This is a genomic window from Secundilactobacillus hailunensis (genome assembly GCF_005405185.1).
GTDB lineage: Bacteria > Bacillota > Bacilli > Lactobacillales > Lactobacillaceae > Secundilactobacillus > Secundilactobacillus hailunensis.
In genome coordinates this window covers 1-23,361 of sequence record NZ_BJDO01000039.1, presented here as the reverse complement: position 1 = coordinate 23,361, position 23,361 = coordinate 1, and the positions used below count along the sequence as shown (strand labels likewise).

The following is a 23,361-nucleotide window of genomic DNA, read 5'->3' as shown; positions in this document are numbered from 1 at the left end:
TTTGCCCAACGCGTTCGCGACCTTTTGTCCCATCCTCAATGTATCAAAAAAGGAGCCAAAATACCGTCGCATTTTGACTCCCTTATCTTAGTATATTTCGACTAGGTAAGGGCAACGAGCTGGTGAAAATCCCGAACTTGGATTTTTACTAACTGCCCTTTACATATAGGTCTCTGCTTTGTTGAACACGTTTCGACGAGATAAAAATAACGAGCTGACTGAAACTCCAAGTAGGGGTTCCCATCAGTTCGTTTTTAAATTTAGACAATAAAAAAGAACCCACCAATAGATGAGTTCTTTTAAATTACTTAAACGAATTAAGCAACAGTAACGTTGGCTGCTTGTGGGCCGCGGTCGCCTTGTTCTACGTCTAAGGTTACATGTTGACCTTCTTCAAGAGTCTTGTAACCTTCAGCATTGATTGCTGAGAAGTGAACGAAAACGTCTGAGCCGTTTTCCAAAGTGATAAAGCCATAACCCTTGTCGCCGTTGAACCATTTAACAGTACCTTGTTCCATAAGAATGAAACCTCCGAGCGCATAGCGCAATAAATTTGTGTATCTGAAACTTTAGAAATCGGGGAAGTCATTCTCACGAACGTCGTACCAAAATTTCGAAGTATTAAATACATTAGTTACAAGCTTACCAGCTATTGGTCGGAATAGCAAGGCCTTCCACCCGGTTAATTGAAAACTCTTTTTAGTTGTGACGCGTAGCCCTTACTCCCAAAGCAGTTTGCACCATCATATTTTATTGTGCTTTATTTTCACTGGCTGCAACCAAGTCCGAAGCAGTAGCAGCATTTTCACCCGCAATTTTACCTGAGATCAGACATTCAGCAAGGTTAGTACCTGTTTGATACCGGTTGACGATCATGCTACCCAGGGTGCCAGCGCTAAAGAGATGGCCAATGGGCTGATTGTTGACGTTTATAACTTGGCAGTGTTCATTACGTTGCGGGCCACCTTGTGTAGTGACAATATCATTAGTCAGCTGAATAGCGAAGAAACCACCAGGGCCGACGTCAAACGCCCACATGGTTTGGGTATCTCTGCCGGTAGTATAGTCGCGGCCAGTTTCAGCAAAGTGATTAAAGTCTTGAACCGTCTGTTTTAAATTAGCAGCTGAAACTTGAATTTTTTCAGCCAATTCTGGTAGGGTTTCAGCTCTGATCAAATACGATGGATCACTTGAAAGGTGGCCTTGTTGTTTGAAAGCGTCGTATTGTGGTCGATCAAAGATCAGATAAGCTCGATTAACACGCTGTGGCATTACCCAGTTACCATGCTGGTAAAGATAGCCATGACGGGTAGGCTGGGCTTCATCAAAGAAGCGGGTGCCATCTTCGGCAACCACGCAGGTAGCACCATGATTAAGCAGCGCGGTATCAGTCAGTATTGCCAGTTGCTGATCGGTGTTGGCGGCAATCGTCAAGCCACCTAAGACGTTGCCAGCTTCATAGGTACTCATATGCCATAATCTTGCACCAACGCCTTCAGCCAGTCGAATACCGTCGCCACGGTCAAATTGCGTTCCCAGTGGCTTTAACGCTGAAAGGTGTAAAAAGTCTTGTACCATTTGTGGGTTAGCTTGGAAACCGCCCGTTGCTAAAACCACGCCATGACGAGCTGAAACGTGCTCTAATTGATTTTGATGAACGATCGCCACGCCCTCAACTAATTTCGTGGCGGGGTTATAAACCAGCTTTTGCGCTCGAGAATTCAGCCAAATATCAATTTGTTGCGAACGTTCTAGTACCTTGGCGCGCAATAGCTGCCAAAGGGTTGAATCTTGCGGCTGTTGTTGAATCGATATGCCTGTTAGTATTTCATGACCGTCAAATTCGGGATAGTCTGCAAAGTCACCGTGAACTCGATCCTGATCTGAACCGGTAATATCAATGTCTAAATATCGTTTGAGATATTCCGGCATGGTGACGAGTTTAGAGACGTATTTTTGTAACATTTTAACCGGAATTGAGTATGAACCGGCTAGTTGACTAAAATAGGTCATTAATTCAGTTTGGTTTTGACCAGTGGCAATTTGCTGCTTGGCGTAACGGGTGTTGCCGCCTTCAGCCCCAGCTGGAGCCGCATCCACTAAGAGTACGTGGGCGCCTTTATCAGCCGCAAAACGTGCAGCCGTTGCACCGGCACCGCCAAAACCTAAAACAATCACATCGTACTGTGCATCCCATTTCATTTTAAAGCCCTCTTCAATGATTAAATTGCTAATATCACCTACCACTGTGATATAACTTAATTGATATAAATCACGTGCAATGGCAATATGATAATAGCCTGTAAATACAAAGTAAGTCGGCTTTACATAAATTACCAATAGTTATTTTAGAGTAGAATATAACCAAATAGAAATAATGAAGAGGCGACTATCAATGAATAATGAGCAAGTGTTGTTTAATATATTAAGGGCTGTGGGACAGGCTAATACGATTTTAGATATCGCCCATGAGCTGTATTTGAGTCAGCCATATGTCAGTAAGGTATTGCGCGAAAGTGAACAGCATTATCATGTGCAACTGGTGATCCGTAAGACCCATCCCATCATGCTGACATCAGCAGGTCAGACGATGTTACGAGACCTGCATCGAGTCTTAAATGCCAATCAGCTACTGGAAGAAAATATTCGTCGGGAACAACAGCTGGATTCCCGTGGAATTACGGTGATTATCAATAATCCGTTTATTTTAATGCACGCGGATCGGGTATTGACGACTTATATTACTGAACATCCTGATTTGAAGATGGCAGTTCGGTTTGTACCAACGGCTTCGGTGGCTGATGATTTGGTTAATCACATTTGTGATCTATCGATTGGGCCTCGTTATAATCAAAAAGAACTGATCAATCAGGCGGTGAGATCACCAGAACTGTACCTGCTGTTTTCTAAGCACGATAGTAATTATGAGCCAGCGCAAAGAATTATCCCGTTAAATCATCAGCTCATTCGCAAAATGGAGGATTATTCGTACATCGGCTTCACCGATAATTCGAATACGCAGCAGTATATTGATTTGGAGTTTAAAACGTTTAAAATGCGTCGTCAGTTTCAAGTGCCGTCACCCCAAGCCGCGGTACGGGCAGTAAGTCGGGTCACGGGATCGACCACGATTACTACAGCCGAAATTGCTGCAGCGGCTTTGCCAGATGGTGAGTATAATTTAATGACCTTACCAAAGAACTTTTTGAAACTGTCCGAAACGGTCACTTATCTTAAAACGGCTGACGATCAAGTCCTTGATTTAGTGACCTACTTAGAAAATGCTTTATAGGCGTACGCAAAAGGGCCATGCACTTCCGCTGGTAGAAGTGCATGGCCCTGTTTATGACATTCGTTAGTTACCTATTCGTTAGGATGTAACCGACCTTGATTCAATTCAACGATTTCGCCGGTTTGATTATAAACCATCTCTTCAGCTAAATTAACGATGCGGTCACCAATGCGTTCTAATAGTTTGGTGACCATCAAATAACTTGTACCGGCTTCAGCTACAGCTGGGTCGTCCTGAATGGCTTTCGTAATCGTATGCCGGATTTCATCGAACTGAGCGTCTACTTCTTGGTCCTGTTCAGCAACGGTTTGAGCTTGTGGCGTGTCGATAGCCTGTAAGGCCGTCAATGCTTCAGTCAGCATACTGCGAATCGTTTTAGTCAATGATGTAATTTTGGCTTCAACTTCTTCGTTGCGCTGCAAGCCTTTGACCCGAATCGTTTCCAAAGCAATCCCGGTGGCGTGATCGCCAATTCGTTCTAGGTCCGAACTGGCTTTTAAAATGGTAATGACATTGCGGAAGTCATCTGCTACCGGCTGCTGCAGGGTCATCAAAGTGAGCGCTTGTTTTTCCAGGTCAACTTCATTAGAGTTGATGGATTGATCCTGCTGCACTAATGCTTGAGCGGCGGCTTTGTCGTGGTTAACATAGGATTCAGTGGCTTGCTTGATCTGGTCGCTGACCGCGTTACCCATTTCAGTGAAGACCGTGTAGAGCTTTTTGAGTTCAGTGGTAAAAATATTATTCATCTGATTTGTTCACTCCTAACCAAATTTGCCGTTGAGATAATCACTGGTATCCTGCTTGGCAGGCTGAGTGAACATCTTGCTGGTAAGGTCATATTCAACGAGGTTGCCATTTAACATAAAAGCGGTTCGGTCTGCTATTCGTGAAGCTTGCTGCAGATTATGGGTGACAATGATGATGCAATAATCTTTTTTTAGTGTAATGAGCGTTTCTTCAATTTGGGCGCTGGAAATCGGATCGAGGGCGCTAGTGGGTTCATCCAGTAAGATGATATCTGGCTGAACCGCCAATAACCGCGCAATGCAGATTCGTTGCTGCTGTCCACCGGAAAATGCCATGGCACTTTTGTTCAGATTGTCTTTGACCTCATCCCAGACGGCGGCTTGTTTTAATGCCCGTTCAACCTGCTCGTCCAGAAATTTGCGATCGTGATGACCAGCTAGTTTTAAGCCGTAAGTGACGTTTTCGTAGACTGAGAACGGGAAGGGATTGGGCTGCTGGAACACCATGCCAATTTGTTTGCGTAATTCGACTAAATTAGTTGTTGGGGCGTATAGATCCTGTCCGTGAAATTGAAAATTGCCAGTGATCGTCGTGTTAGCAATGAGGTCGTTCATCCGGTTTAAGCACCTTAGAAACGTGGATTTACCGCAGCCTGATGGGCCAATTAGTGCGGTGATACTGTGATCATCAAAGTCGAGATCAATCCCGTGAAGGGCCTCTTTACTCCCATAGGAGAGGTGAACGTTCTTGGTCTGAAGAATTGCAGGCATTGTGTCAGCTCCTTTCTTAACCGAAGTTACCCGTAACGTAATCATGGGTAGCTTGAATGTTAGGGGTTTGAAAAATTGTTTCCGTTTGGTCATATTCGATGACGTGACCCAGATGAAAAAAGGCCGTGTAGGAACTTACTCGAGAAGCTTGCTGCATATTGTGAGTCACGATAATGATGGTGTAATTTTTGGCCAGTTCTTTAAGGGTCACTTCCAGCTTAGCCGTGGAAATGGGATCCAAGGCACTAGCGGGTTCGTCCAATAATAGAATGTCTGGTTTCATGGCGATTGAACGGGCAATACAAAGGCGTTGCTGCTGCCCACCAGACAGGGCCAAAGCACTTTTGTTCAGGTCATCTTTGACTTCATCCCACAATGCAGCTTCTTTTAAACTGGTTTCAACGCGCTGGCGTAATTCTTGCCGGTTCGTGATGCCGGCAGCTTTGAGCGCAAACGTGATATTTTCAGTGATTGATTTTGCAAAGGGGTTGGGTTTTTGAAAGACCATTCCAATGTGTTTGCGGACTTCATAAACGTTAACTTTAGGACTATTAATATTCGTGTTATGGTACATGATCTCACCGTGAACAGTCGCAATTCGGTCATTCATCCGGTTTAACGAACGCAGGTAGGTTGACTTGCCGGAGCCAGAAGCACCAATCAACGCGGTGATCTGGAAGCGCGGAAAGCTCAGGCTGGCATCGACCATGGAAGCCTGTTTACTGTTGCCGTAGTTCACCTGCAGCTGGTTAGTGGATAATGCAATCTCTCCGGGTGGTGTGACGATATGATTTTTATTTAGATCATAAACTTGCATGAGCGCCTCACTTTCCTCCAGTCATTTTCTTATACATCCGGTTACCAATTGCGCGGGCACCGAAGTTAAACAGCAGGATGATGATAATTAAAACGGCGGATGACCCAGCTGAAATACTAACAGCATCGGGAGTGACCCCCTCAGTATTGACTTTCCAAATATGAACGGCTAAGGTTTCGGCCGGTCGCATGGGGTTCAGAAAGCTGCTGCTGGCAGTGGGATTCCAATTCGTATAATCTAATATCGGCGCGCTTTGTCCCGCCGTATAGATCAGCGCGGCAGCTTCCCCAAAGATTCGGCCGGCACTCAGGATAATCCCGGTCAAGATCCCTGGCAGGGCCATTGGCAGGAGGATTCCGCGAATCGTTCGCCAATTGGAGAGTCCCAGTGCGATGCCGGCTTCACGCTGACTATTAGGAACGGCATGTAAGGAACCCTCAATGCTTCGAATTAGGAGCGGTAGATTGAAGAAGGTCAGCGCAATCGCACCGGATAGAATGGAAAATCCCAGGTGAAATTCGATCACGAACAGCAGGTAGCCAAATAAACCGACTACTACTGAAGGTAATGAACTCAGCACTTCAATCGCGGTTCGAATCAGACTGGTGAACCAATTATCGCCGGCATATTCTGATAGATAAATCGCGGAACCCAGCGCCAGTGGGAACGAAATGATCAGTGTTAAAACCAAAAGATAAAGTGAATTGAAAAGTTGGTCACGAATACCACCGCCAGCGCTGAAAGAACTGGCTGGTGACGTTAGAAAATGCCAACTAATGTGGGGTAGACCACTGATAATAATGTCGCCCAATAAAAATAGTAAGATCAAGACTACGATTAAAACCAAAAATTGAATGAACCTCGTAGCGAGACGGTCAGTTTGATTGGGAGTCATGATTTAATTTCGCCTCGCTTTCCGATGTAGCGAACTAGTAGGTTGAATACTAAGGACATTAATAACAAGATCAAAGCTAACGACCACAGTGCGTTATTGGGTAAGGTGCCCATAATGGTATTCCCAATATTAGTAGTGAGTTGGCTGGTTAATGTAGAAGTTGGGGTGATCAGGTTATGTGGCATCAAAACGGCGTTACCAATCACCATTTGAACGGCTAAGGCTTCACCGAAAGCTCGGGCCATGCCGAAGATAACGGCGGTGAGTAACCGGGGCATAGCAGCCCGAAGCAGGACCTTATAAATGGTTTGAAATCGGGTGGCACCTAACGCCAGGGAAGCTGATCGAAAATAAGCGGGAACCGCTCGTAGTGCATCAACGGCTAATGAAGTGATTGTGGGTAACACCATGACGAACAAAACAATGGTTCCGGCTAAAATACCGGCACCGGTACCACCAAAGAGGTTACGGATGACGGGCACGACCACGGTTAGGCCAATAAAGCCATAGACCACGGAAGGAATCCCAACTAATAGTTCAATGACCGGCTGGAGGAATTTCGTGCCGCTCTTAGGCGCAATATCTGTCATGAATAAGGCCACTGCAATAGCAAATGGGGTGGCAACTAAGGCGGATAGGATCGTGACACTAAAGGAAGTCACAATCATGGGCAGTGCGCCGACTTGCGGTTTTCCCTGAGCGTTTAATGAACCAGGGTTCCAGTCCTTACCAGTTAGAAACTGCCATAAATTCACGTGGTCAGTTAAAAACGTTGCCAGACCACGTGAGGTAATAAAATACAGGATGCTGATCACCAAGATAATAATGGCCGCAATGCAGGAGTAACTAACGATCCGGCCGATGATATCTTCACGAGACGCTTTGGATGGCAATGCTAGTTTTTTTTGAATATCATCCATGCTTAAATCCCTCCCATAAGATTAAATGACTTAACGCCAGTAAAAATTTCGGCATTTTTGCTGGTACTTCGATAGATAAGCGGAAAATCAAGGATCACTAATGATCGCTTGATTTTCCGCCTATTTATTGGGGTAATGGGGTTACTTTTGATTTAGGTGTTAACTTTAATTATTTGGCAACAACGTTTTTAGCGTTCTTAGTAACTTTCATGTCATGAATGCTGATGTAGCCAAGCTTGTTGACTAAACTGCCTTGAACCTTACCGGAGTTCATGTACTTTAAGAAACCTTGCGTTGCTTTGTCAGGTTGTCCCTTAGTATACATATGTTCGTATGACCAGATCGTCCACTTGTTGTCGGTCACGTTAGCGTCAGTTGGTTTGACGTTGTTGATTGAAAGGGCGTTAACCTTATCATTGACGTAAGAAAAGGCGAGGTAGCTGATGGCACCAGGCGTTGTTGAAACTAATTTTTGAACGGTCCCATTGGAATCTTGTTCTTGAGAAGTAACGGCTTTTTTGCCTTCTAGAACCGCTGACTCAAAGGTTGCTCGGGTACCAGAACCTTGGGCACGGTTGATAACAGAAATCTTTTGGTTTTTGCCGCCAACTTGTTGCCAGTTAGTGATCTTACCAGTGAAGATATCGCGTAATTGCGCCATTGAGACGTTCTTGACACCCGTTTGTGGGTTTACTACCGGGGTCATACCGACTACGGCAACCTTATGATCTACGAGTTGCTTAGCTTTAATACCGGATGACTGTTCTGCAAAAATATCAGAGTTTCCAATTTGAACGGCCCCTTGTTGAACTTGGCTTAGTCCAGTACCTGAACCGCCGCCTTGAACGGTCAGGTTCACGTCCTTATTCGATGCTTGATAGTCCTGAGCAGCCTGTTCAACCAGTGGCTGAAGGGCGGTTGACCCCACGGCAGTGATCTTAGTGACCTTGGCTGCTTTGGTATCACTTGAGCTACTGGATTTCTTGCTTGACGAATTGGAACTGCAGCCCCCTAAAAGTAAACCAGCAAGACTGAATGCAACGAGAGTGGAAATTAATGTTTTTTTGTGCATGAGCATTTTCCCCTTTGAAAGTATTGTGTCCCAGAAACTGTCGTCAGAAACGTTCGGTTCCTAAGTACAAAATCAGTATAGAACGCCTACGTAAAGGTAATGTATAGGTCGTGTAAAGATTATGTAAAATGGGTTTTGCTAGACGGAGAAACGTGGGATAACTATTGTAACAACCGAAATGAAAAGAGGAAGCCTCATGGAAAGAAGTATTTTACTGATTAGTGATAACGCTAATCTCTTAAAGCGACTGAAGCAGATCATGACCGATTGGCAAGTCATCAGCAGTTCGACTTATTTACCAGACTTCTTATTAAACCGTGACAATCAAACCTTAATTATCATCGATCTGGATCATTTTTTGGCTTTAGGTCACAGGGTCGAAACACTGATCCTAATGCGGCAGCAGTTTCGTGGCCCCATGCTGGCCATTCATCATAAACGGCTGGAAGCCACGATGCTCTATGATGTGTTTGAACGGTTTCACTTTGATGAACTACTATCGGTCGAAATGGCTAACCGCGAACTGCATGCCCGAATTCAGCAGAAAATTTGGCGGTACTACCAGCCCCAAGAAGAAAGTCGGGAAGTTTTAAATACCGGCCAACTGAAAGTTGATTTTCAGCACTACCGGGTGACGGTCAATGGTAAACGGTTAACGATGGGGCCCGTTGATTTTCGGATGCTGGTTTTTTTTATGCAGCACGAAAATATCGTTTTGACCCGTGCCCAGATTGCTGAAGGGGTCTGGCGCAACGGGCGGGATTCGACCATGCGGGCAATTGATTCGCACATTAGTAAGTTACGTAAATTAATTGAGGCCGATTCAAAGAACCCCCGATGTTTAAAAACGGTGCGCGGATTTGGCTACATCTTTAAAAACCTGGCTGAAGGGGACATCAGTATTGAGTAACTGCTATAATAAAATTGAATTTTGATGTTGAAAGGATGGTTTTATGGCAGACTATATTCATGAAATGCGCGCGTTAGTGGGACATCGGCCCATGATCTTAAACACCGCTGCTGGTGCGTTATTAGATGATCAGCACCGCTTATTGCTACAGGAACGGGCGGATACAGGTGGCTGGAGTTTTCCAGGTGGCTACATGGAATTTGGTGCCAGTTTTGCTGAGACTTGTCAGCGTGAGTATCTTGAAGACGCCGGGATTAAAGTTGAGCCCGTTAAGCTGATCAAGTTTTTTGACAAGGATTTTTACACCTATCCCAACGGTGATCAGACACAGCTGATCACAGCACTGTACTTAGTCCGTCAGGTTGGCGGAAAGCCGTTGGATCACGTCACCAATGAAACCAAACGGGTCAAATACTTTGATCTGGATAAGATACCAACGTTGTTTAATGGGCAATCTAACAAAATGGTTCAAGCCGTTATCGATGAGGTGAATTCATGGCAGGCCAATTAGCATTAGCACCGCATCAACCGCAACAAAAACAAGGCTTGGTGATTGAAGATCATACCGCAATTGTGGATGCTGATAACCAGCAAATAGCCGAGGTAACCGCTTTGACGACGGTTGACCTTAGCCAAGAGCTGACGGATGAACACGGTGAACATCTTTATCAGTTGCGAGACGGACGCTACATTTTGAAAAATGCCGTGACCACCGACCCCGAACTATGGCGGGCAGCGCTAAAAGACGGTCAGCAGCCGGTTAATCTGGGTGCAGAGAATATCAATCAAAATTGGTGGCAAATGCCCAACGGCTGTGAACCAGCGGCGTTACTGGAAGGACTGCATTTAAAACAGCATGCTACTCAATTTGATTATTTAAGTTTTTTAAAACAAATGCCGCGAGCTACTGATTATAATCCATATCACGGCTTTGGCGGGGAACCTGATCAAGATGTTGCCGGCCACTTTGAAGCAATTTTTCCGAAACCGCTCATCGCATGGGCGCAAGAATATGCACCGGTTCGCGATTTGAGTGGTTTAGCAGCTGATCAGCTATCGGTGTCAGTACAACAAAAAAAGCCCGTGGTGGCATACGTCACCGTGGGCTTTGAAGCGCCGCAATGGGCACAATATTCGTTTGGTAAAGCACTGCGTAACAATCATGCAGTGCTAGTTGATGGCTTTTTTGGCGAGCTCCTGCACGTTTCAGATCCCATCGATGGGCGTTACTGGCTGAGTTTGACGCGTTTTAAACAAGCCTATGATGCGCGTCTGTGGGCAGTAGAAATTGGCTAGATGCCTAACTGAGCCTGTAAGCGCGCAATTTCTGGGTCGGCATGTTCGGCTTGATAAGCCTGCAGCGCATTATGAAGGCTTAAACGGGGATTACCCTTACGATCAGTGACCGTCGTGGCGTGAGTTAAGACACTTAAAATGGCTTCTTCCACCACTGAAACGGTCATCCGAAAGTAGCGGTCAATTTTATCATCAGTAATTGCGGTTTGCGCGGTCAGCTCGGTTTTCGGGTAGTGGGCAACGCGGTTAGCTGTTGAGAAGGCTAAGACGATCTCACCGCTGCCGTTACCAATGAAGGCGCCAGTGCGCGTGATACCGACGCTGGCACGCTTGGCGATACGGGTTAATTGACGTGAATTAAAGGGAATATCGGTTGCTAAGACAGTCACGATACTGCCCTTTTCTTTTTGCTTTTTTTCAGCCTTGTCAGCGGCTAATTTTTCGCCAACGGGGACGTTGTAGATGTTGAGGTCACGCAAAAAGCCATAGTTGGACAGGACCAACGCGCCCATTGTGAAGGATTTGCCGTCAATAGTGATGACCCGGCTAGCAGAGCCGATGCCGCCTTTTAGATCATAGCAGCTCATGCCCACGCCCGCGCCAACGGTACCTTCAGCCACCGTTTGGCTAGTCTGATGCAAGGTGTTTAAAACATCTTTCTGAGTGATAAAAACGTCACGAATATCGTTGATGTCACCGTCATTACATTCCATGATGACGGGATTGACCGTACTGGTCGTATCACCAATCGCCGGATTTTCGGCCATCATCGCTTCTGCCAGCGCGGTTTCGGCGGTACCCACGGCAAAGGTATTGGTTAGAACGATAGGGGTTTCCAAGGTGCCCAGCTCGTTGATCTGAACCAGACCGGTACTCTTGCCAAAGCCGTTGATCACGTGCGCGGCTGCCGGTAATTTGTTCAAAAACACGTTATCGCTGGTGGGTTTAACGACGGTGATTCCCGTGTGATGGGTGCCACTATTAAACGTTGTTTGACCAACTGAAACGCCCGGCACATCGGTAATCAGATTTAATGGGCCACGAGTTGAGTCAGTACTGATGGTATCTAAAAAAGGTTTTGTAAGTCCCACAGATTTTTCCTCCTCATATTGCGTAAGTAAAAATGATAAAAAGATGAGATAATCAAATTCATTATAGCAATTATGCATGGAGTTGCGCATCGTTTGATGAGAAGTATCAAATCATTTAAGTGATTTAAGCTGATGAAGCAGCAACATTCAGTCCAGAATATGTTACAACTAGAACAATTAATCCTAAGGGGGAATTTCATGCTAAAGCAAGATGGACATTCACACACCGAATTTTGTCCTCATGGCAGTGGTGATGACGTGGAACTAATGATCCAAAAGGCCATTCGGCTGGGCTTTAAAAGCTACAGCGTCACTGAACACGCACCGTTGCCACTAGCCTTTAGGCAGGAGTACGCAGGAGCAGAGACGGGGTATACCGAAGCCTCAATGGCAATGAGTGATCTGCCAGCTTATTTTAAAAAGATTCACCAGATGCAGGCTAAATATGGCGCTCAAATTCACATTAACGTTGGCTTTGAAGTGGATTTTTTGCCCCATCATGTCCAGTGGACGCGCGACTTTTTGAATGAGTATGGCCCACAGACGACGGACAACGTGCTGTCAGTTCACTTTATGCAGGGGACTGACAATCAGTTTTGGTGCGTTGATGACACCCTTGAGGACTTTAAACGGGGATTGTTAACACCGGCAGCGGATGGTCAAGCGCTGTACCGCCAATACTTTAACGCCGTGACTGAAGCGGTCACCGCTGATTTGGGGCAGTGTGCGCCTAAACGGATTGGCCACATCACGCTGATCAAAAAGTTTCAGGATTATTTTGGCTTGCCCCAAGCCTATGATGAGCAGACGCAGCAATCCATCACAACGTTATTGCAGGCGATTAAGCAGCAGGACCGTGAGCTGGATTATAATGCAGCTGGTCTTTACAAAGAATTTTGCAACGAAACGTATCCGGATCTGCCAATTCTGAAACAAGCGCAGCAAATGGACATTCCATTGGTTTACGGTAGCGATGCGCACAGTATCAAAGAAGTCGGCCACGGTTATCACACGTTGATGGATCTGATTAATTAAAAAATGATGAAAAGCTTTTTAGCCAAAAAATGCCGTTGCACTGGGATTAAAGCAGATAAAGAGCCTAGCTAATCGTAAAATTAATTAAAAATAGCGTTGACAAATTAGATTTTGGTGTTAAATTATATACAACCATTAAAACTGAATGACAAAATAAGTTGTGATTAGAAAAAGTAGTTGGCTACCAATGTGAAGAGAGCTTGGGTTGATGGAAACCGGGTGATTGGGACAACGAAACACCTCTATGAACTGATCGGCTGAATGAAGTAAGCCGCTCCGCATGTTTAGCGTTATCAGGGTTACCTTAACTGTTCTTGGGCTGTGCCCAACGACTAGTTACTGGCAACGTAAGGCCGTCATCGTGAGGTGGCGACAAAATGAGGTGGAACCGCGATTTAATCGTCCTCGTAAACTAACTAAGTTAGTTTGCGAGGACTTTTTTGTTTATCAGAAAGGAGAACAGCATGATTAAAAATCGAAATTTACCCAATGGTACCCGGGACGAATTTGGTCCGCGAGCGGCCGTTAAGGAAACCATTTCCACCCAGCTTTTTTCAATCTTTAAGCAACGTGGTTTCACTAAATTAACAACCCCAATTCTTGAATATGCCGATGTGTTTAAACCGTTGAATCTGGCTAATTACCGGCCTTACCAATTACTGGACGAACAGGGGGAGGCGTTGGTGTTACGGCCAGACTTGACCCTGCCAGTTGCCCGGATGATGAGTACCACCGGCGTTGAGTTACCTGCTAAATGGTATTACGGCGGTGATGTTTTCCGGGTCAAAAAGCAATTATCCGGCAGTTACAACCAGGTAACGCAAGCTGGCATTGAACTGGTCGGTTACGGTGGCATTAAAGGGGAACTGGAATGCTTGACCATCGCGCTGGCCGGCTGCCAGACCACGGGGATCGAAGAAATGACCTTGGAACTCAGTGATGCCCGTTTCGTAGAAGGGGTGCTAGCTGCGTTGCCGGTACCCGAACCAACCAAAATTGCGCTGAAACAAGCCTTGTTTGATAAGAATCTCACCGTCTACAACCAGATTTCCAAATTACTGGCGAACACAGCGTTCGGTGACTTTCTCAGTGAGTGGCCGTGGTTATTCGGTGATTTCGATACGGTGATGAAGGTGGTTAAGCGGCTGCCAAAAATTCCGCAGATCGAGACCGTGATCGAGAATTTAAACGTCATCCGACAATTTATCAAGCGGATGGCGCCGGATCAAAAAGTCGTTCTCGACCTCAGCATTCCGTCACCGCAGACCTATTACACGGGCATGGCGTTTCGGGGATATACCCAAAACGCGACCGATTACCTGTTTAGCGGCGGTCGCTACGATGACCTGCTGACCAGTTTCCAGCAGATCAAAGAACCAGCCGTTGGTTTAGCTTTCGACGTTGATGCGTTAGCGGATCGGGTGCCGCTTCCTGAAGCCCCGAAGCAGACCCTGATCTATTTCAACCAAGACCAATGGGCAGAAGCCGAAAAGGTGCTAAAAGAAACGCCCAACAGTACGTTGTGCCTCGCGGATAGTCGTGAGGAAGCTAACCGAATTGCGGTCAGCAATAACAAACAGCTGCTGGATCTAACGAAAGAAGGTGAGTAAATGCCAATCAAAATTGCGTTAACCAAGGGCCGCGTGGAACAGCAGGTCGTGCCCCTACTGGAAGCCAGCGGAATCGATTGCAGCGGGGTTCGCAATAAGGGGCGCCGGCTGATCTTCAACGAAGACCCGGTGTATCAGATGATCCTAGTCAAAGGCCCTGACGTTCTCACGTACCTCAATAACGGGTCCGTGCACCTTGGTATTGTGGGCAGCGACGTGTTAGCTGAACAGGGCAATCCCCAGTACGCCATGTTAGATCTAGGCGTTGGGCGATGTCGCTTCGTGCTTGCCTCCACCAGTGATTTCAATCCGCAGCAGGTCCGCCGCAAGATTATTGCCACCAAGTATCCCAACATCACGAAGCGCTATTTTCAAAGTATTGGTGAAGACGTTGAAATCATTCGCATCGAAGGGTCAGTGGAGCTGGCACCGTTGATTGGCTTAGCGGATGCCATCGTGGATATCACGGAAACTGGGACTACGTTACGCGAGAATAATTTGCACGTCTACGCGGAACTGCAGCCGGTCAGCACCCAATTGGTAGTGAACCGGTTAGCTTTAAAACAGTACCATTCAGAAATTAGAACCTTAGTTGATAATTTACAGCAAGCCAAAATTAATTTAGGAGTGAATGCATAATGAAAATTTTAAAAAACCAAACTTTAGACCAATTACTCGAACAAGTCGATCGTCAAACTGACCAGCAAGCTAACCAGCCAGAAGTTGAAGCTACCGTCTCAGAAATTATTGCTAACGTGATTAAAAACGGTGATAAAGCCCTCAAGGAATACAGTCGCAAATTCGATAAAGTTGAGCTAGATGACCTGCGGGTGCCGCAAGCCGATATTGATAACGCCTATAAAAACGCTGATCAGGATCTGCTGGATGCATTGAATCTAGCTAAAAACAACATTATTAGTTACCACAAAAAAGAGATTCAAAACGGCTTCGTGGACGCTGAACAGCCCGGTGTGGTCCGTGGCGAAAAGATTACCCCATTAGCCGCGGTTGGTCTATACGTTCCAGGTGGTACCGCTGCTTACCCATCATCTATTTTGATGAACGTGATTCCCGCTAAGTTAGCCGGTGTTGGCAAGATCGTGATGGTCACACCACCACAAAAAGATGGCATTGGTCAAGCTGTCTTGGCCGCCGCTAAGGTTGCCGGCATTGATGAAGTTTATCAAGTCGGAGGTGCCCAAGCGATTGCTGCTTTAGCATACGGAACTGAAAGCATTCCTAAAGTGGATAAGATCACCGGCCCAGGTAACATTTTCGTGGCCGTTGCCAAGAAGCAGGTCTTCGGTCAAGTTTCAATCGATATGATCGCTGGCCCATCAGAAATTGGTGTGATTGCCGATGATACGGCTAATTATAAAGAAGTTGCTGCCGATCTGCTTTCTCAAGCTGAACACGATAAGATGGCCCGGCCAATGATGGTCACCCCTAGTGAGAAGTTTGCTGAAGCGGTGAGCGATGAAATTGACCGTCAAGTTCAGACGTTGCCACGAAAAGAAATTGCCAGTGCTGCGGTTGCCAACAAGGGCTTTATTGCCGTGGTTGACGACATTGACGAAGCCTTTACCGTCATGAATGCCATTGCCCCAGAACACTTGGAGATCGAACTGGAAGATGCCATGCAGTATCTTAACCAAATCAAGAATGCCGGTTCCGTCTTCTTCGGTTACAACGCTTCCGAACCCGTTGGGGATTACGTGGCCGGTCCTAACCACATTTTGCCAACTGGCGGGACTGCTCGGTTCTTCTCACCACTGGGCGTTTCCGACTTTGTTAAACGGACACAGTTTGTGACCTATTCTAGAGCTGCTTTAAAGAAGGAAGAAAAGGCGATTACCACGTTAGCTCGAGTTGAAGGTCTTGAAGCCCACGCCCGTGCCGTTGAAGCCCGGTTTAAGTAGGGGGGCACATAATGAGAGAAGCAACGATTGAACGAAATACGAAAGAAACCCAAATTAAATTAAGTTTGAATCTCGATAACTACGATACGATCAGCATTGATACCGGCATTGGCTTTCTGGATCACATGCTGGACGCCTTTGCCCGCCACGGCCGCTTCGGCCTGGTGGTCAAGGCTCACGGTGATTTAAACGTGGATCCGCACCACACCACAGAAGATGTCGGCATTGCCTTGGGAATGGCCTTGAAGCAGGCCCTAGGTGACAAGGTCAGCATCGAGCGGTTCGGTTCGGCTTTGATTCCACTAGATGAAACGTTGAGTCGGGTGGTCATCGATTTGTCAGGACGCAGTTACCTAGTCTTTAAGGCCGAACTGACGAATCCCAAATTAGGGGATTACGATACTGAGGTCACCGAAGACTTCTTCCAGGCCTTTGCGTTTAACGCTGAATTGAACCTGCACGCGGAAGTCCTGTATGGCCGTAACACCCACCACAAAATTGAAACGTTGTTCAAGGCACTGGGCCGGGCACTGCGCGCAGCGGTGACCATCAACCCAGAAATCAAAGGAGTGCCATCGACTAAAGGAGTGATTTAATGATCGCGATTATTGATTACGACACGGGGAACACTAGAAACGTCAAAAAAGCCATGGATTATCTCAACATTCAAAATACCCTGTCGGCTGATCCTGCAGTGATCGCCAATGCAGATGGCTTGATTCTCCCTGGTGTGGGGGCGTTTGGCAAGGCCGTGGAGGCTTTAAAGCAGCGTCAACTGATACCAGTAATCAAGCAGGCCGCTAAAGCTGGCACACCAATTCTAGGTATTTGCCTAGGCATGCAGTTATTATTTGACCGTAGTTTTGAATTTGGCGAAACGCCGGGCCTAGGCTTAATCCCGGGGGAGGTCGTTGCCATTCCGGATGATCTCGGTGTAAAAGTGCCGCATATGGGCTGGGACCAAAACCAGGTAACGCAGACTGATTCCATCGCTAACGGATTCGACCAGGAAGCGACCTACTTCGTCCATTCGTACTATGTCAAAACGCAGCCGCAATACATCTTGGCTGAGAGTGACTATGGCGTTAAAATTCCCAGTATCGTGCGTAATCAAAACGTGATCGGTATGCAATTTCACCCAGAAAAGAGCGGTCGGATCGGCTTAAACGGTCTGGCTGAATTTAAGGAGGTGGTAACTAATGGAAATTATTCCCGCAATTGATTTAAGAAATCAGCAGAGTGTCCGGCTTTACCAAGGCGATTTTGACCAAACAACATTGATCGATCAAGACCCAGTCAAACAGGCGAAACAAATTGAGACAGCTGGCTTAAAGCGGCTGCACCTAGTTGATTTAGATGGTGCTAAAAGCGGCCGGCCAGTTAACCGGGACCTGATTAAACAAATTTGTGCTGAGACTAACCTCAAAGTTGAAGTCGGCGGCGGTATTCGCACGTTAGCGCAGATCAATAGTTACCTCACCAGTGGGGTTTCACGAGTTATTTTAGGCTCAGTAGCACTGACGGATCCTAAGCTTGTTCAAACGGCCGTAAATCAATTTGGCAATGACCAAGTCGTCGTTGGCATTGATGGTCAAGATGGCAAGGTCGCAATCGCCGGCTGGCTGGAAAAGAGCGACGTTTCAATGAGCTCGTTAATGACGTCCATGGTGGCGGTCGGCATCGTGAACTTCGTCGTCACAGATATCAATAAAGACGGGACGTTAAGCGGTCCTAACGTGACGTTACTAGCTAAGTTGCAACGAGATTTCCCAACGACGGCAGTGATTGCTTCCGGTGGCGTCACCACGGTTGATGATTTAAAACGGTTAGCCGATGCTGGCATTAAGTCCGCCATCGTTGGCCGGGCAATGGCCACTGGTGATTTGCCATTAAGCACCTTAGCGGAGGTGTCCGACAATGCTGGCTAAACGAATTATTCCGTGTCTGGACGTGGATCACGGCCGGGTCAAGAAGGGCGTTAACTTCGTACATTTAACGGACGTTGGCGATCCAGTAGCGATTGCTGCGGCCTATGAAAAACAGGGCGCTGACGAACTGGTCTTCTTGGACATCACGGCGACTAACGAAAAGCGACCAGCCATCGTTGATACAATTGAAAAGGTGGCGGCTCAGGTGTTTATGCCACTGACTGTTGGCGGCGGCATTCACACCGTGGCAGATATGCAGCGGTTACTGAAAGCCGGTGCGGATAAAGTCGCGGTGAATTCCCAGGCGGTTCGTGATCCTTCACTCATTTCAAAGGGCGCAGAGAAGTTTGGTGCCCAGTGCATCGTGTTAGCCATTGATAGTAAATGGGATTCCGCAAAACAGCGGTATACCGTTTACGTCAACGGCGGCCGGCAAGCCACTGATCTGGACGTCATCGAATGGGCGAAACAGGGCGTGGCAGCCGGTGCCGGTGAACTGATGGTGACCAGCATGGATAAGGACGGCACCAAAAGTGGGTTTGATATTCCGCTCTACCAAAAATTGACCGCGGCCGTGAACGTCCCGATCATCGCTTCCGGTGGTTGCGGCAAGCTCACTGACTTTAATGATGTTTTTAAACAAACCAACGTTGACGCGGTCCTAGCTGCCTCCGTATTTCACTTTGGTGAACTAACGATTCCAGACGTTAAGGCAGCCTTGAAAAAGGATGGTGTAACAGTACGATGACGTTAAAACCTGATTTTGATAAATACCCGGATGGCCTCGTGCCGACCATCGTGGTGGATGATAAAACTGAGCAAGTGCTGATGCTGGCGTACATGAACGCTAAAAGCTATCAGCTTAGTCTAACCGACAAACAGACCTGGTTTTGGTCTCGCAGCCGTCAAGAACTGTGGCACAAGGGCATGACCAGCGGCAATACTCAAGATATTGTGTCGATGCAGATCGACTGTGACGAAGACACGCTGTTAGTCCGGGTAAATCCGGCCGGTCCAGCTTGTCATACTGGGCACACGAGCTGCTTTTACCGGAATATTGAATTAAATTCAGCAGGGGGCAAATAAAATGCAAGATTTAGATGAACTGTACCAATTGATTTTAGACCGTAAAAATAAGCCTAAGGAAGGCTCATACACCGATTATTTATTTACTAAGGGTCTGGATAAGATCTTGAAGAAGGTCGGCGAAGAGTCTACTGAAGTTGTCGTCGCGGCTAAAAATGATAGCGACGATGAATTTGTTTACGAGCTGGCCGATCTGGCTTATCACGTGTTAGTCCTCATGGTTGACCGCGGCATCAGCGTTGATCAAGTCAAGAAGGAATTAGCTGAACGTGAAGGCCTGATGAGTAAAACCAAGGAACGTCGGGATATTAAAGACTTATAGGAGGCTGACAATGGTCAAAAAATCGATTGCTAAATTAACGCCCTACATTCCGGAAAAAACGATTGCTGAGTTGAAGCAGGAACAGGGTTTAACCAAGCTGGTTCGCCTGTCCGCTAATGAAAATGAGTGGGGCACGTCGCCTAAGGTCGCCCAGGCGATTTTGGACTGGGGTGTCAAAGATGCTAACCGCTATCCGGACAGTGAAGTCACCGACTTACGGCAGGCGATTGCGACTGGCTTGAACGTTGATCCAGAGGGGCTGGTTTTCGGTGATGGGTTGGACGAAATCATTCAATTGTTGTCTCGGACACTGTTGTCGCCTGGTGACGAGGTCGTCTTAACGCAGCCCACCTTTTCAGAGTATGCGTTGCATGCCGAAATTGAGGGTGCCAAAATGGTCAATGTCCCAGTCGATGGTTCAGGGGTGACCGATCTAGACGGCATGCTGGCAGCTATCACGCCGGCAACCGCAATGGTCTGGCTCTGCAATCCCAACAACCCCACGGGAACCTACGTCTCACATCAAGCAATTGCTGAATTTATGGCTAAGGTCCCCAAGTCGGTTACGGTAGTAGTTGATGAAGCCTACATTGACTTTGTGACGGCCGAGAAACCGGCATCAGTGGTTGATTTACTGTCAAAATTCACTAATTTAATCGTTTTACGGACCTTCTCGAAGGCTTATGGTCTGGCTAACTTTCGGGTCGGCTTTGCGGTGGTGGATCCTCAACTGGCGCAGACGCTGCAAACCGTCAGATTACCCTATAACCTGAGTACCTTTGCTGAAATTGCTGCTTCTGCTGCTTACTCTGATCAGCAATTCGTTCAAAAGGTGGTTACCGTAGTGGCTGAAGAACGGCAAAAATGGGCGGCCTTTTTCAAGCAATTAAATCTACTAAGTTATCCTTCGCAGGCTAACTTTGTGTTCTTTAAGGTCGACCAGGCGGCTGAACTGAGTCAGTATCTTTTAAAACACGGTTATCTCGTGCGCACTGGGCTTGGACCTAACTGGTTACGAATCACGATTGGAAAGCCGGCTGACAACCAGGCGGTTCAAAAACTGATTCGTGAATTTGTTAAGTAATAATTATTATAAATAAGTGTTACTAATTCCCAAAAAAATCCGGATTTAGTAACACTTTTTTGTTGTTATAACGTATCTGATATTGTTAAAATAGAAGCTGAGATTTATAAATCAATGAATTGATGTTCCGAACAGATCAGAATTTGATTAGGCAACTTAACTATTCAAGTGATAGCAAGTGCTGTTAGGAGGACGTAGCATGGCACAGACTGCATATATTTCGCTGTCTTGTCTGCCATTACCGACTTTTATTGAAGGTCGCCGGGTCGAACTTAAACCTGATGATGGTAAGATGAACCAGGTTCACTTGGAGTACTTTGTATTTGCTTTTGTACGCCAAGGACGCTTAGTAATGGTCCAAGACGGCGTGGAACAGCACATCAATAGCGGTGAGCTCTTCATTATGACTCCGGGGTATCATAAATACATGTGGTGGGCTGAAGGCGCGACAGTAGAATTAGACTGGATCTACGGTTATGTTGCTGGTGATTGGCACGTTCAATCGTCTTTAACACCGGCTAAGAATTCCATGGACACGCTGATGCTTCACCCGCCAGTACCGGTTCAAACCCTGTTTTTAATGCAGTATCATGGTGTAGAAGAACCTGAAAACGTGTATCCGCTAGTTGATCAGTTGGTCTCTAAAGAATTGAATTGTAATTCTCAGCAATTTTTTGAAGCGCAAGAGATTTTTATTAAACTACTAAGTTACCTGCAGACTCAGGATAATGCTAAAAATGAGTTAACGCAGATGTCACTTTCCATTCAAAGATTTCTTAAAAAGAATTTTAATAAGAAAATCACCGCTGCTACCTTAAGTGAGCACTTTGATGAGCGGCCAAATTACATTGTACGTGTATTACGGCAGACGATTGGTTTATCACCAGCGGAATTTTTGATGCAGTACCGGATGGAAGAAGCGGCGCAATGGTTGCTGAACACGGAGACTTCTGTGGAAGACATTGCACTGAATGTGGGTTTTCAAAATATTTATTACTTCTCAACTTCGTTTAAAAAGTATACAGGGGTTTCGCCAACTAAATATCGCCAAAATGCTAAACGCGATTAATTGCCAGTAATAACGACCAGTTTTCTGAATAAGGAAACTGGTCGTTATTTTAGATTAAAATTAAATTAAAATATATTGTGAAAAAGTATTGACGATGTAAGCTAGTAATGCTTAAATAGTAAGCATAGTAAATCTAATCATTTTCTCATTTTACTACATAGCTTTAATAAACAATGGCAAAGAGAGGTCATACATATGGAGAATACACAAGCAACACCGGCTGACAGTGCGAAAATGTCAGTCATGGATTACGTCTACAAAGTTTCTGCCGGGGTTTCCAATGCCGTTTTGGTCATGCTGGGGATTGGTCTGTTAGCCCAGTCGATTGCTAACTTTGTTCACTGGCCGGCGCTATTTCAGGTTGGTTCGATTGCTCAATGGTTATTAGCGCCGGCGTTTGGTGCCGCGATTGCATCTCAAATGAAGGTGAATACGCTGGTGCTCTTCAGCGCGATGATTTCGTCAACGGTCGGCGCTAATGCCGTTTACTTTACCAGCGTTTCAATGCACGCTGCCACTGCAACAGGAAATCAAATGGTCGAAGCTGCCCACTCAGGAATCTTTACCACTGGTCAACCAATCAGTGCCGTGGCTGCTGGATTAGTTGCCGTATTAGTTGGTAAGTATTTAACCGGGAAAACACCGCTTGATATGATGCTGGTGCCATTGGCTGCGACGCTGGTGGGGTCAATTGCTGGTTTAGGCTTAGCCAGTGTCACCACGCCAGCTCTTAACTGGATGAGTGCGTTTATCGCCCAATCGATGCAGGTCAACCCCGTTCTTGGTTCGATCTGCGTATCACTTGCCTGGTCACTGTTTTTAATGACACCAGCTTCTTCAGCCGCGTTGTCAGTGGCCGTTATGCTATCACCACTGGCTGCTGGGGCCGCTTTAGTTGGGACCACCGCACAATTTGTTGGTTTCACGGCCATCTCATGGCGTCAAAATAAGATTGGCGCAAACATCGCGCAGGGGGTCATCACACCCAAAGTGCAATTTCCTAACCTATTAAAGAATCCGCGGTTAGCACTACCATCGTTTGTTGCAGCAGGGGTTTGCGCACCAATTGCCACGATTTTCTTCGGCTTCAAAGTTCCCTACACGCTGGGTGGCTTAGGCCTGAACTCCTTGATTGCGCCAATCAACTTGGCTTCAAGCAGTATGCCCATGTTTATTGCCTACATGGTAATGGCCGTCTTAGCTCCCGCAGTTATTTCACTCGTGGTCTATCGGGTACTATTGGGTCTTAACTGGGGTGCTAACGAACAGCTCCATTTGGAAATCGTTTAACTGTTAGAATAATAATATGTAAAATTAGGATATTACTTGGTATATTTTATAAAGTAGTAAAGGCATAGATAAAAGCCGCATATCGATTGTGATATGCGGCTTTTAACGGGTCTAAGCTTTTTAGTGTTGATTAAGTTCAACACTGAGAAACTTAGGCCTGTTTTTTTGCAAAAAAAGGACACCTAGTCTCCCAGGCGTTATACTT

Annotated in this window: 26 protein-coding genes and 1 other annotated feature; of the genes, 17 read left to right on the top strand and 9 right to left on the bottom strand. The window is 46.3% G+C overall.

The window, feature by feature from the left end:
* Positions 1–317 precede the first annotated feature (317 nt).
* A complete protein-coding gene (locus FFM73_RS09595) occupies positions 318–518 on the bottom strand; it encodes a cold-shock protein (protein WP_054656437.1) in 201 nt (66 codons plus the stop codon).
* A gap of 232 nt (positions 519–750) precedes the next feature.
* The gene (locus FFM73_RS09590; protein WP_137631535.1) at positions 751–2,202 is read right to left on the bottom strand and encodes an FAD-binding protein; all 1,452 of its coding nucleotides are present in this window, start codon (positions 2,200–2,202) and stop codon (positions 751–753) included.
* A gap of 193 nt (positions 2,203–2,395) precedes the next feature.
* On the opposite strand from FFM73_RS09590, the gene FFM73_RS09585 reads away from it, so the two are divergent.
* Complete coding sequence (locus FFM73_RS09585; RefSeq protein WP_171001268.1) at positions 2,396–3,292, top strand: LysR family transcriptional regulator; 897 nt, start codon at positions 2,396–2,398, stop codon at positions 3,290–3,292.
* Between the two features lie 71 nt (positions 3,293–3,363).
* On the opposite strand, the gene phoU is transcribed toward FFM73_RS09585, so the two are convergent.
* The 6 genes from phoU to FFM73_RS09555 all read right to left on the bottom strand — a co-directional run bounded on the left by phoU (position 3,364) and on the right by FFM73_RS09555 (position 8,516).
* Positions 3,364–4,041: a phosphate signaling complex protein PhoU gene (gene phoU / locus FFM73_RS09580; protein WP_137631533.1), complete on the bottom strand. Its 678-nt coding sequence runs from the start codon at positions 4,039–4,041 to the stop codon at positions 3,364–3,366.
* Positions 4,042–4,056: 15 nt separating this feature from the next.
* The gene (pstB, locus tag FFM73_RS09575) at positions 4,057–4,812 is read right to left on the bottom strand and encodes a phosphate ABC transporter ATP-binding protein PstB (protein ID WP_137631532.1); all 756 of its coding nucleotides are present in this window, start codon (positions 4,810–4,812) and stop codon (positions 4,057–4,059) included.
* A 16-nt stretch (positions 4,813–4,828) separates the two neighbouring features.
* Positions 4,829–5,629 carry a phosphate ABC transporter ATP-binding protein PstB gene (pstB, locus tag FFM73_RS09570; RefSeq protein WP_137631531.1) on the bottom strand — a complete coding sequence of 267 codons (801 nt, stop codon included), beginning with the start codon at positions 5,627–5,629 and terminating at the stop codon, positions 4,829–4,831.
* 7 nt (positions 5,630–5,636) lie between these two features.
* On the bottom strand, positions 5,637–6,524 hold the full coding sequence (pstA, locus tag FFM73_RS09565; RefSeq protein WP_089137324.1) for a phosphate ABC transporter permease PstA: 888 nt from the start codon (positions 6,522–6,524) through the stop codon (positions 5,637–5,639).
* The gene (gene pstC / locus FFM73_RS09560) at positions 6,521–7,444 is read right to left on the bottom strand and encodes a phosphate ABC transporter permease subunit PstC (protein WP_137631530.1); all 924 of its coding nucleotides are present in this window, start codon (positions 7,442–7,444) and stop codon (positions 6,521–6,523) included. Before pstC ends, pstA begins: the two co-directional genes overlap by 4 nt.
* Before the next feature lie 169 nt (positions 7,445–7,613).
* Positions 7,614–8,516, bottom strand: coding sequence for a phosphate ABC transporter substrate-binding protein PstS family protein (locus FFM73_RS09555; protein ID WP_137631529.1), 903 nt, complete (start codon positions 8,514–8,516; stop codon positions 7,614–7,616).
* Positions 8,517–8,712: 196 nt separating this feature from the next.
* Here FFM73_RS09555 and FFM73_RS09550 point away from each other — a divergent pair, with 196 nt between their 5' ends.
* Genes FFM73_RS09550 through FFM73_RS09540 form a run of 3 tightly spaced genes read left to right on the top strand, consistent with a single transcriptional unit; the run spans position 8,713 to position 10,722 of the window.
* Complete coding sequence (locus FFM73_RS09550; RefSeq protein ID WP_171001267.1) at positions 8,713–9,426, top strand: response regulator transcription factor; 714 nt, start codon at positions 8,713–8,715, stop codon at positions 9,424–9,426.
* 43 nt (positions 9,427–9,469) lie between these two features.
* Positions 9,470–9,937, top strand: coding sequence for an NUDIX hydrolase (locus FFM73_RS09545; RefSeq protein WP_137631527.1), 468 nt, complete (start codon positions 9,470–9,472; stop codon positions 9,935–9,937).
* Positions 9,922–10,722, top strand: a complete 801-nt coding sequence (locus FFM73_RS09540) for a C39 family peptidase (protein WP_137631526.1) — start codon at positions 9,922–9,924, stop codon at positions 10,720–10,722. The genes FFM73_RS09545 and FFM73_RS09540 overlap by 16 nt, the downstream gene beginning before the upstream one ends.
* On the opposite strand, the gene FFM73_RS09535 is transcribed toward FFM73_RS09540, so the two are convergent.
* Complete coding sequence (locus FFM73_RS09535) at positions 10,719–11,813, bottom strand: DmpA family aminopeptidase (protein WP_137631525.1); 1,095 nt, start codon at positions 11,811–11,813, stop codon at positions 10,719–10,721. The genes FFM73_RS09540 and FFM73_RS09535 overlap by 4 nt on opposite strands.
* Before the next feature lie 198 nt (positions 11,814–12,011).
* Here FFM73_RS09535 and hisJ point away from each other — a divergent pair, with 198 nt between their 5' ends.
* The 13 genes from hisJ (at position 12,012) to FFM73_RS09470 (ending at position 23,156) form a co-directional block, all read left to right on the top strand.
* Positions 12,012–12,848 (top strand): histidinol-phosphatase HisJ, encoded by an 837-nt coding sequence (hisJ, locus tag FFM73_RS09530; RefSeq protein ID WP_137631524.1) that lies wholly within the window; start codon positions 12,012–12,014, stop codon positions 12,846–12,848.
* 151 nt (positions 12,849–12,999) lie between these two features.
* Positions 13,000–13,258, top strand: a binding site (T-box leader).
* Positions 13,259–13,312: 54 nt separating this feature from the next.
* Entirely contained in the window at positions 13,313–14,458 is a 1,146-nt protein-coding gene (locus FFM73_RS09525) for an ATP phosphoribosyltransferase regulatory subunit (protein WP_306418832.1), read from the top strand.
* Positions 14,459–15,097: an ATP phosphoribosyltransferase gene (gene hisG, locus FFM73_RS09520; RefSeq protein ID WP_089137330.1), complete on the top strand. Its 639-nt coding sequence runs from the start codon at positions 14,459–14,461 to the stop codon at positions 15,095–15,097.
* Positions 15,097–16,377, top strand: coding sequence for a histidinol dehydrogenase (gene hisD / locus FFM73_RS09515; RefSeq protein WP_137631523.1), 1,281 nt, complete (start codon positions 15,097–15,099; stop codon positions 16,375–16,377). The genes hisG and hisD overlap by 1 nt, the downstream gene beginning before the upstream one ends.
* A gap of 11 nt (positions 16,378–16,388) precedes the next feature.
* Positions 16,389–16,973, top strand: a complete 585-nt coding sequence (hisB, locus tag FFM73_RS09510) for an imidazoleglycerol-phosphate dehydratase HisB (RefSeq protein ID WP_054656445.1) — start codon at positions 16,389–16,391, stop codon at positions 16,971–16,973.
* Entirely contained in the window at positions 16,973–17,599 is a 627-nt protein-coding gene (gene hisH, locus FFM73_RS09505; protein WP_137631522.1) for an imidazole glycerol phosphate synthase subunit HisH, read from the top strand. Before hisB ends, hisH begins: the two co-directional genes overlap by 1 nt.
* Positions 17,577–18,305 (top strand): 1-(5-phosphoribosyl)-5-[(5-phosphoribosylamino)methylideneamino]imidazole-4-carboxamide isomerase, encoded by a 729-nt coding sequence (hisA, locus tag FFM73_RS09500; protein WP_137631521.1) that lies wholly within the window; start codon positions 17,577–17,579, stop codon positions 18,303–18,305. The genes hisH and hisA overlap by 23 nt, the downstream gene beginning before the upstream one ends.
* Positions 18,295–19,053 carry an imidazole glycerol phosphate synthase subunit HisF gene (gene hisF / locus FFM73_RS09495; RefSeq protein WP_137631520.1) on the top strand — a complete coding sequence of 253 codons (759 nt, stop codon included), beginning with the start codon at positions 18,295–18,297 and terminating at the stop codon, positions 19,051–19,053. The genes hisA and hisF overlap by 11 nt, the downstream gene beginning before the upstream one ends.
* On the top strand, positions 19,050–19,391 hold the full coding sequence (gene hisI, locus FFM73_RS09490; protein ID WP_137631519.1) for a phosphoribosyl-AMP cyclohydrolase: 342 nt from the start codon (positions 19,050–19,052) through the stop codon (positions 19,389–19,391). The genes hisF and hisI overlap by 4 nt, the downstream gene beginning before the upstream one ends.
* A 1-nt stretch (position 19,392) precedes the next feature.
* A complete protein-coding gene (hisE, locus tag FFM73_RS09485) occupies positions 19,393–19,713 on the top strand; it encodes a phosphoribosyl-ATP diphosphatase (RefSeq protein ID WP_054656448.1) in 321 nt (106 codons plus the stop codon).
* A gap of 10 nt (positions 19,714–19,723) precedes the next feature.
* Positions 19,724–20,797: a histidinol-phosphate transaminase gene (gene hisC, locus FFM73_RS09480; protein ID WP_137631518.1), complete on the top strand. Its 1,074-nt coding sequence runs from the start codon at positions 19,724–19,726 to the stop codon at positions 20,795–20,797.
* A 199-nt stretch (positions 20,798–20,996) separates the two neighbouring features.
* Positions 20,997–21,866, top strand: a complete 870-nt coding sequence (locus FFM73_RS09475; protein ID WP_137631517.1) for a helix-turn-helix transcriptional regulator — start codon at positions 20,997–20,999, stop codon at positions 21,864–21,866.
* A gap of 195 nt (positions 21,867–22,061) precedes the next feature.
* Positions 22,062–23,156, top strand: coding sequence for a PTS sugar transporter subunit IIC (locus tag FFM73_RS09470; RefSeq protein WP_137631516.1), 1,095 nt, complete (start codon positions 22,062–22,064; stop codon positions 23,154–23,156).
* Positions 23,157–23,361: the final 205 nt, after the last annotated feature.

Bases quoted from the DNA above. Each gene is read 5' to 3' on its own strand.
- FFM73_RS09595 (WP_054656437.1), bottom strand. From the start codon at position 518: ATGGAACAAGGTACTGTTAAATGGTTCAACGGCGACAAGGGTTATGGC.
- FFM73_RS09590 (WP_137631535.1), bottom strand. From the start codon at position 2,202: ATGAAATGGGATGCACAGTACGATGTGATTGTTTTAGGTTTTGGCGGT.
- FFM73_RS09585 (WP_171001268.1), top strand. From the start codon at position 2,396: ATGAATAATGAGCAAGTGTTGTTTAATATATTAAGGGCTGTGGGACAG.
- phoU (WP_137631533.1), bottom strand. From the start codon at position 4,041: ATGAATAATATTTTTACCACTGAACTCAAAAAGCTCTACACGGTCTTC.
- pstB (WP_137631532.1), bottom strand. From the start codon at position 4,812: ATGCCTGCAATTCTTCAGACCAAGAACGTTCACCTCTCCTATGGGAGT.
- pstB (WP_137631531.1), bottom strand. From the start codon at position 5,629: ATGCAAGTTTATGATCTAAATAAAAATCATATCGTCACACCACCCGGA.
- pstA (WP_089137324.1), bottom strand. From the start codon at position 6,524: ATGACTCCCAATCAAACTGACCGTCTCGCTACGAGGTTCATTCAATTT.
- pstC (WP_137631530.1), bottom strand. From the start codon at position 7,444: ATGGATGATATTCAAAAAAAACTAGCATTGCCATCCAAAGCGTCTCGT.
- FFM73_RS09555 (WP_137631529.1), bottom strand. From the start codon at position 8,516: ATGCACAAAAAAACATTAATTTCCACTCTCGTTGCATTCAGTCTTGCT.
- FFM73_RS09550 (WP_171001267.1), top strand. From the start codon at position 8,713: ATGGAAAGAAGTATTTTACTGATTAGTGATAACGCTAATCTCTTAAAG.
- FFM73_RS09545 (WP_137631527.1), top strand. From the start codon at position 9,470: ATGGCAGACTATATTCATGAAATGCGCGCGTTAGTGGGACATCGGCCC.
- FFM73_RS09540 (WP_137631526.1), top strand. From the start codon at position 9,922: ATGGCAGGCCAATTAGCATTAGCACCGCATCAACCGCAACAAAAACAA.
- hisJ (WP_137631524.1), top strand. From the start codon at position 12,012: ATGCTAAAGCAAGATGGACATTCACACACCGAATTTTGTCCTCATGGC.
- FFM73_RS09525 (WP_306418832.1), top strand. From the start codon at position 13,313: ATGATTAAAAATCGAAATTTACCCAATGGTACCCGGGACGAATTTGGT.
- hisG (WP_089137330.1), top strand. From the start codon at position 14,459: ATGCCAATCAAAATTGCGTTAACCAAGGGCCGCGTGGAACAGCAGGTC.
- hisD (WP_137631523.1), top strand. From the start codon at position 15,097: ATGAAAATTTTAAAAAACCAAACTTTAGACCAATTACTCGAACAAGTC.
- hisB (WP_054656445.1), top strand. From the start codon at position 16,389: ATGAGAGAAGCAACGATTGAACGAAATACGAAAGAAACCCAAATTAAA.
- hisH (WP_137631522.1), top strand. From the start codon at position 16,973: ATGATCGCGATTATTGATTACGACACGGGGAACACTAGAAACGTCAAA.
- hisA (WP_137631521.1), top strand. From the start codon at position 17,577: ATGGAAATTATTCCCGCAATTGATTTAAGAAATCAGCAGAGTGTCCGG.
- hisF (WP_137631520.1), top strand. From the start codon at position 18,295: ATGCTGGCTAAACGAATTATTCCGTGTCTGGACGTGGATCACGGCCGG.
- hisI (WP_137631519.1), top strand. From the start codon at position 19,050: ATGACGTTAAAACCTGATTTTGATAAATACCCGGATGGCCTCGTGCCG.
- hisE (WP_054656448.1), top strand. From the start codon at position 19,393: ATGCAAGATTTAGATGAACTGTACCAATTGATTTTAGACCGTAAAAAT.
- hisC (WP_137631518.1), top strand. From the start codon at position 19,724: ATGGTCAAAAAATCGATTGCTAAATTAACGCCCTACATTCCGGAAAAA.
- FFM73_RS09475 (WP_137631517.1), top strand. From the start codon at position 20,997: ATGGCACAGACTGCATATATTTCGCTGTCTTGTCTGCCATTACCGACT.
- FFM73_RS09470 (WP_137631516.1), top strand. From the start codon at position 22,062: ATGGAGAATACACAAGCAACACCGGCTGACAGTGCGAAAATGTCAGTC.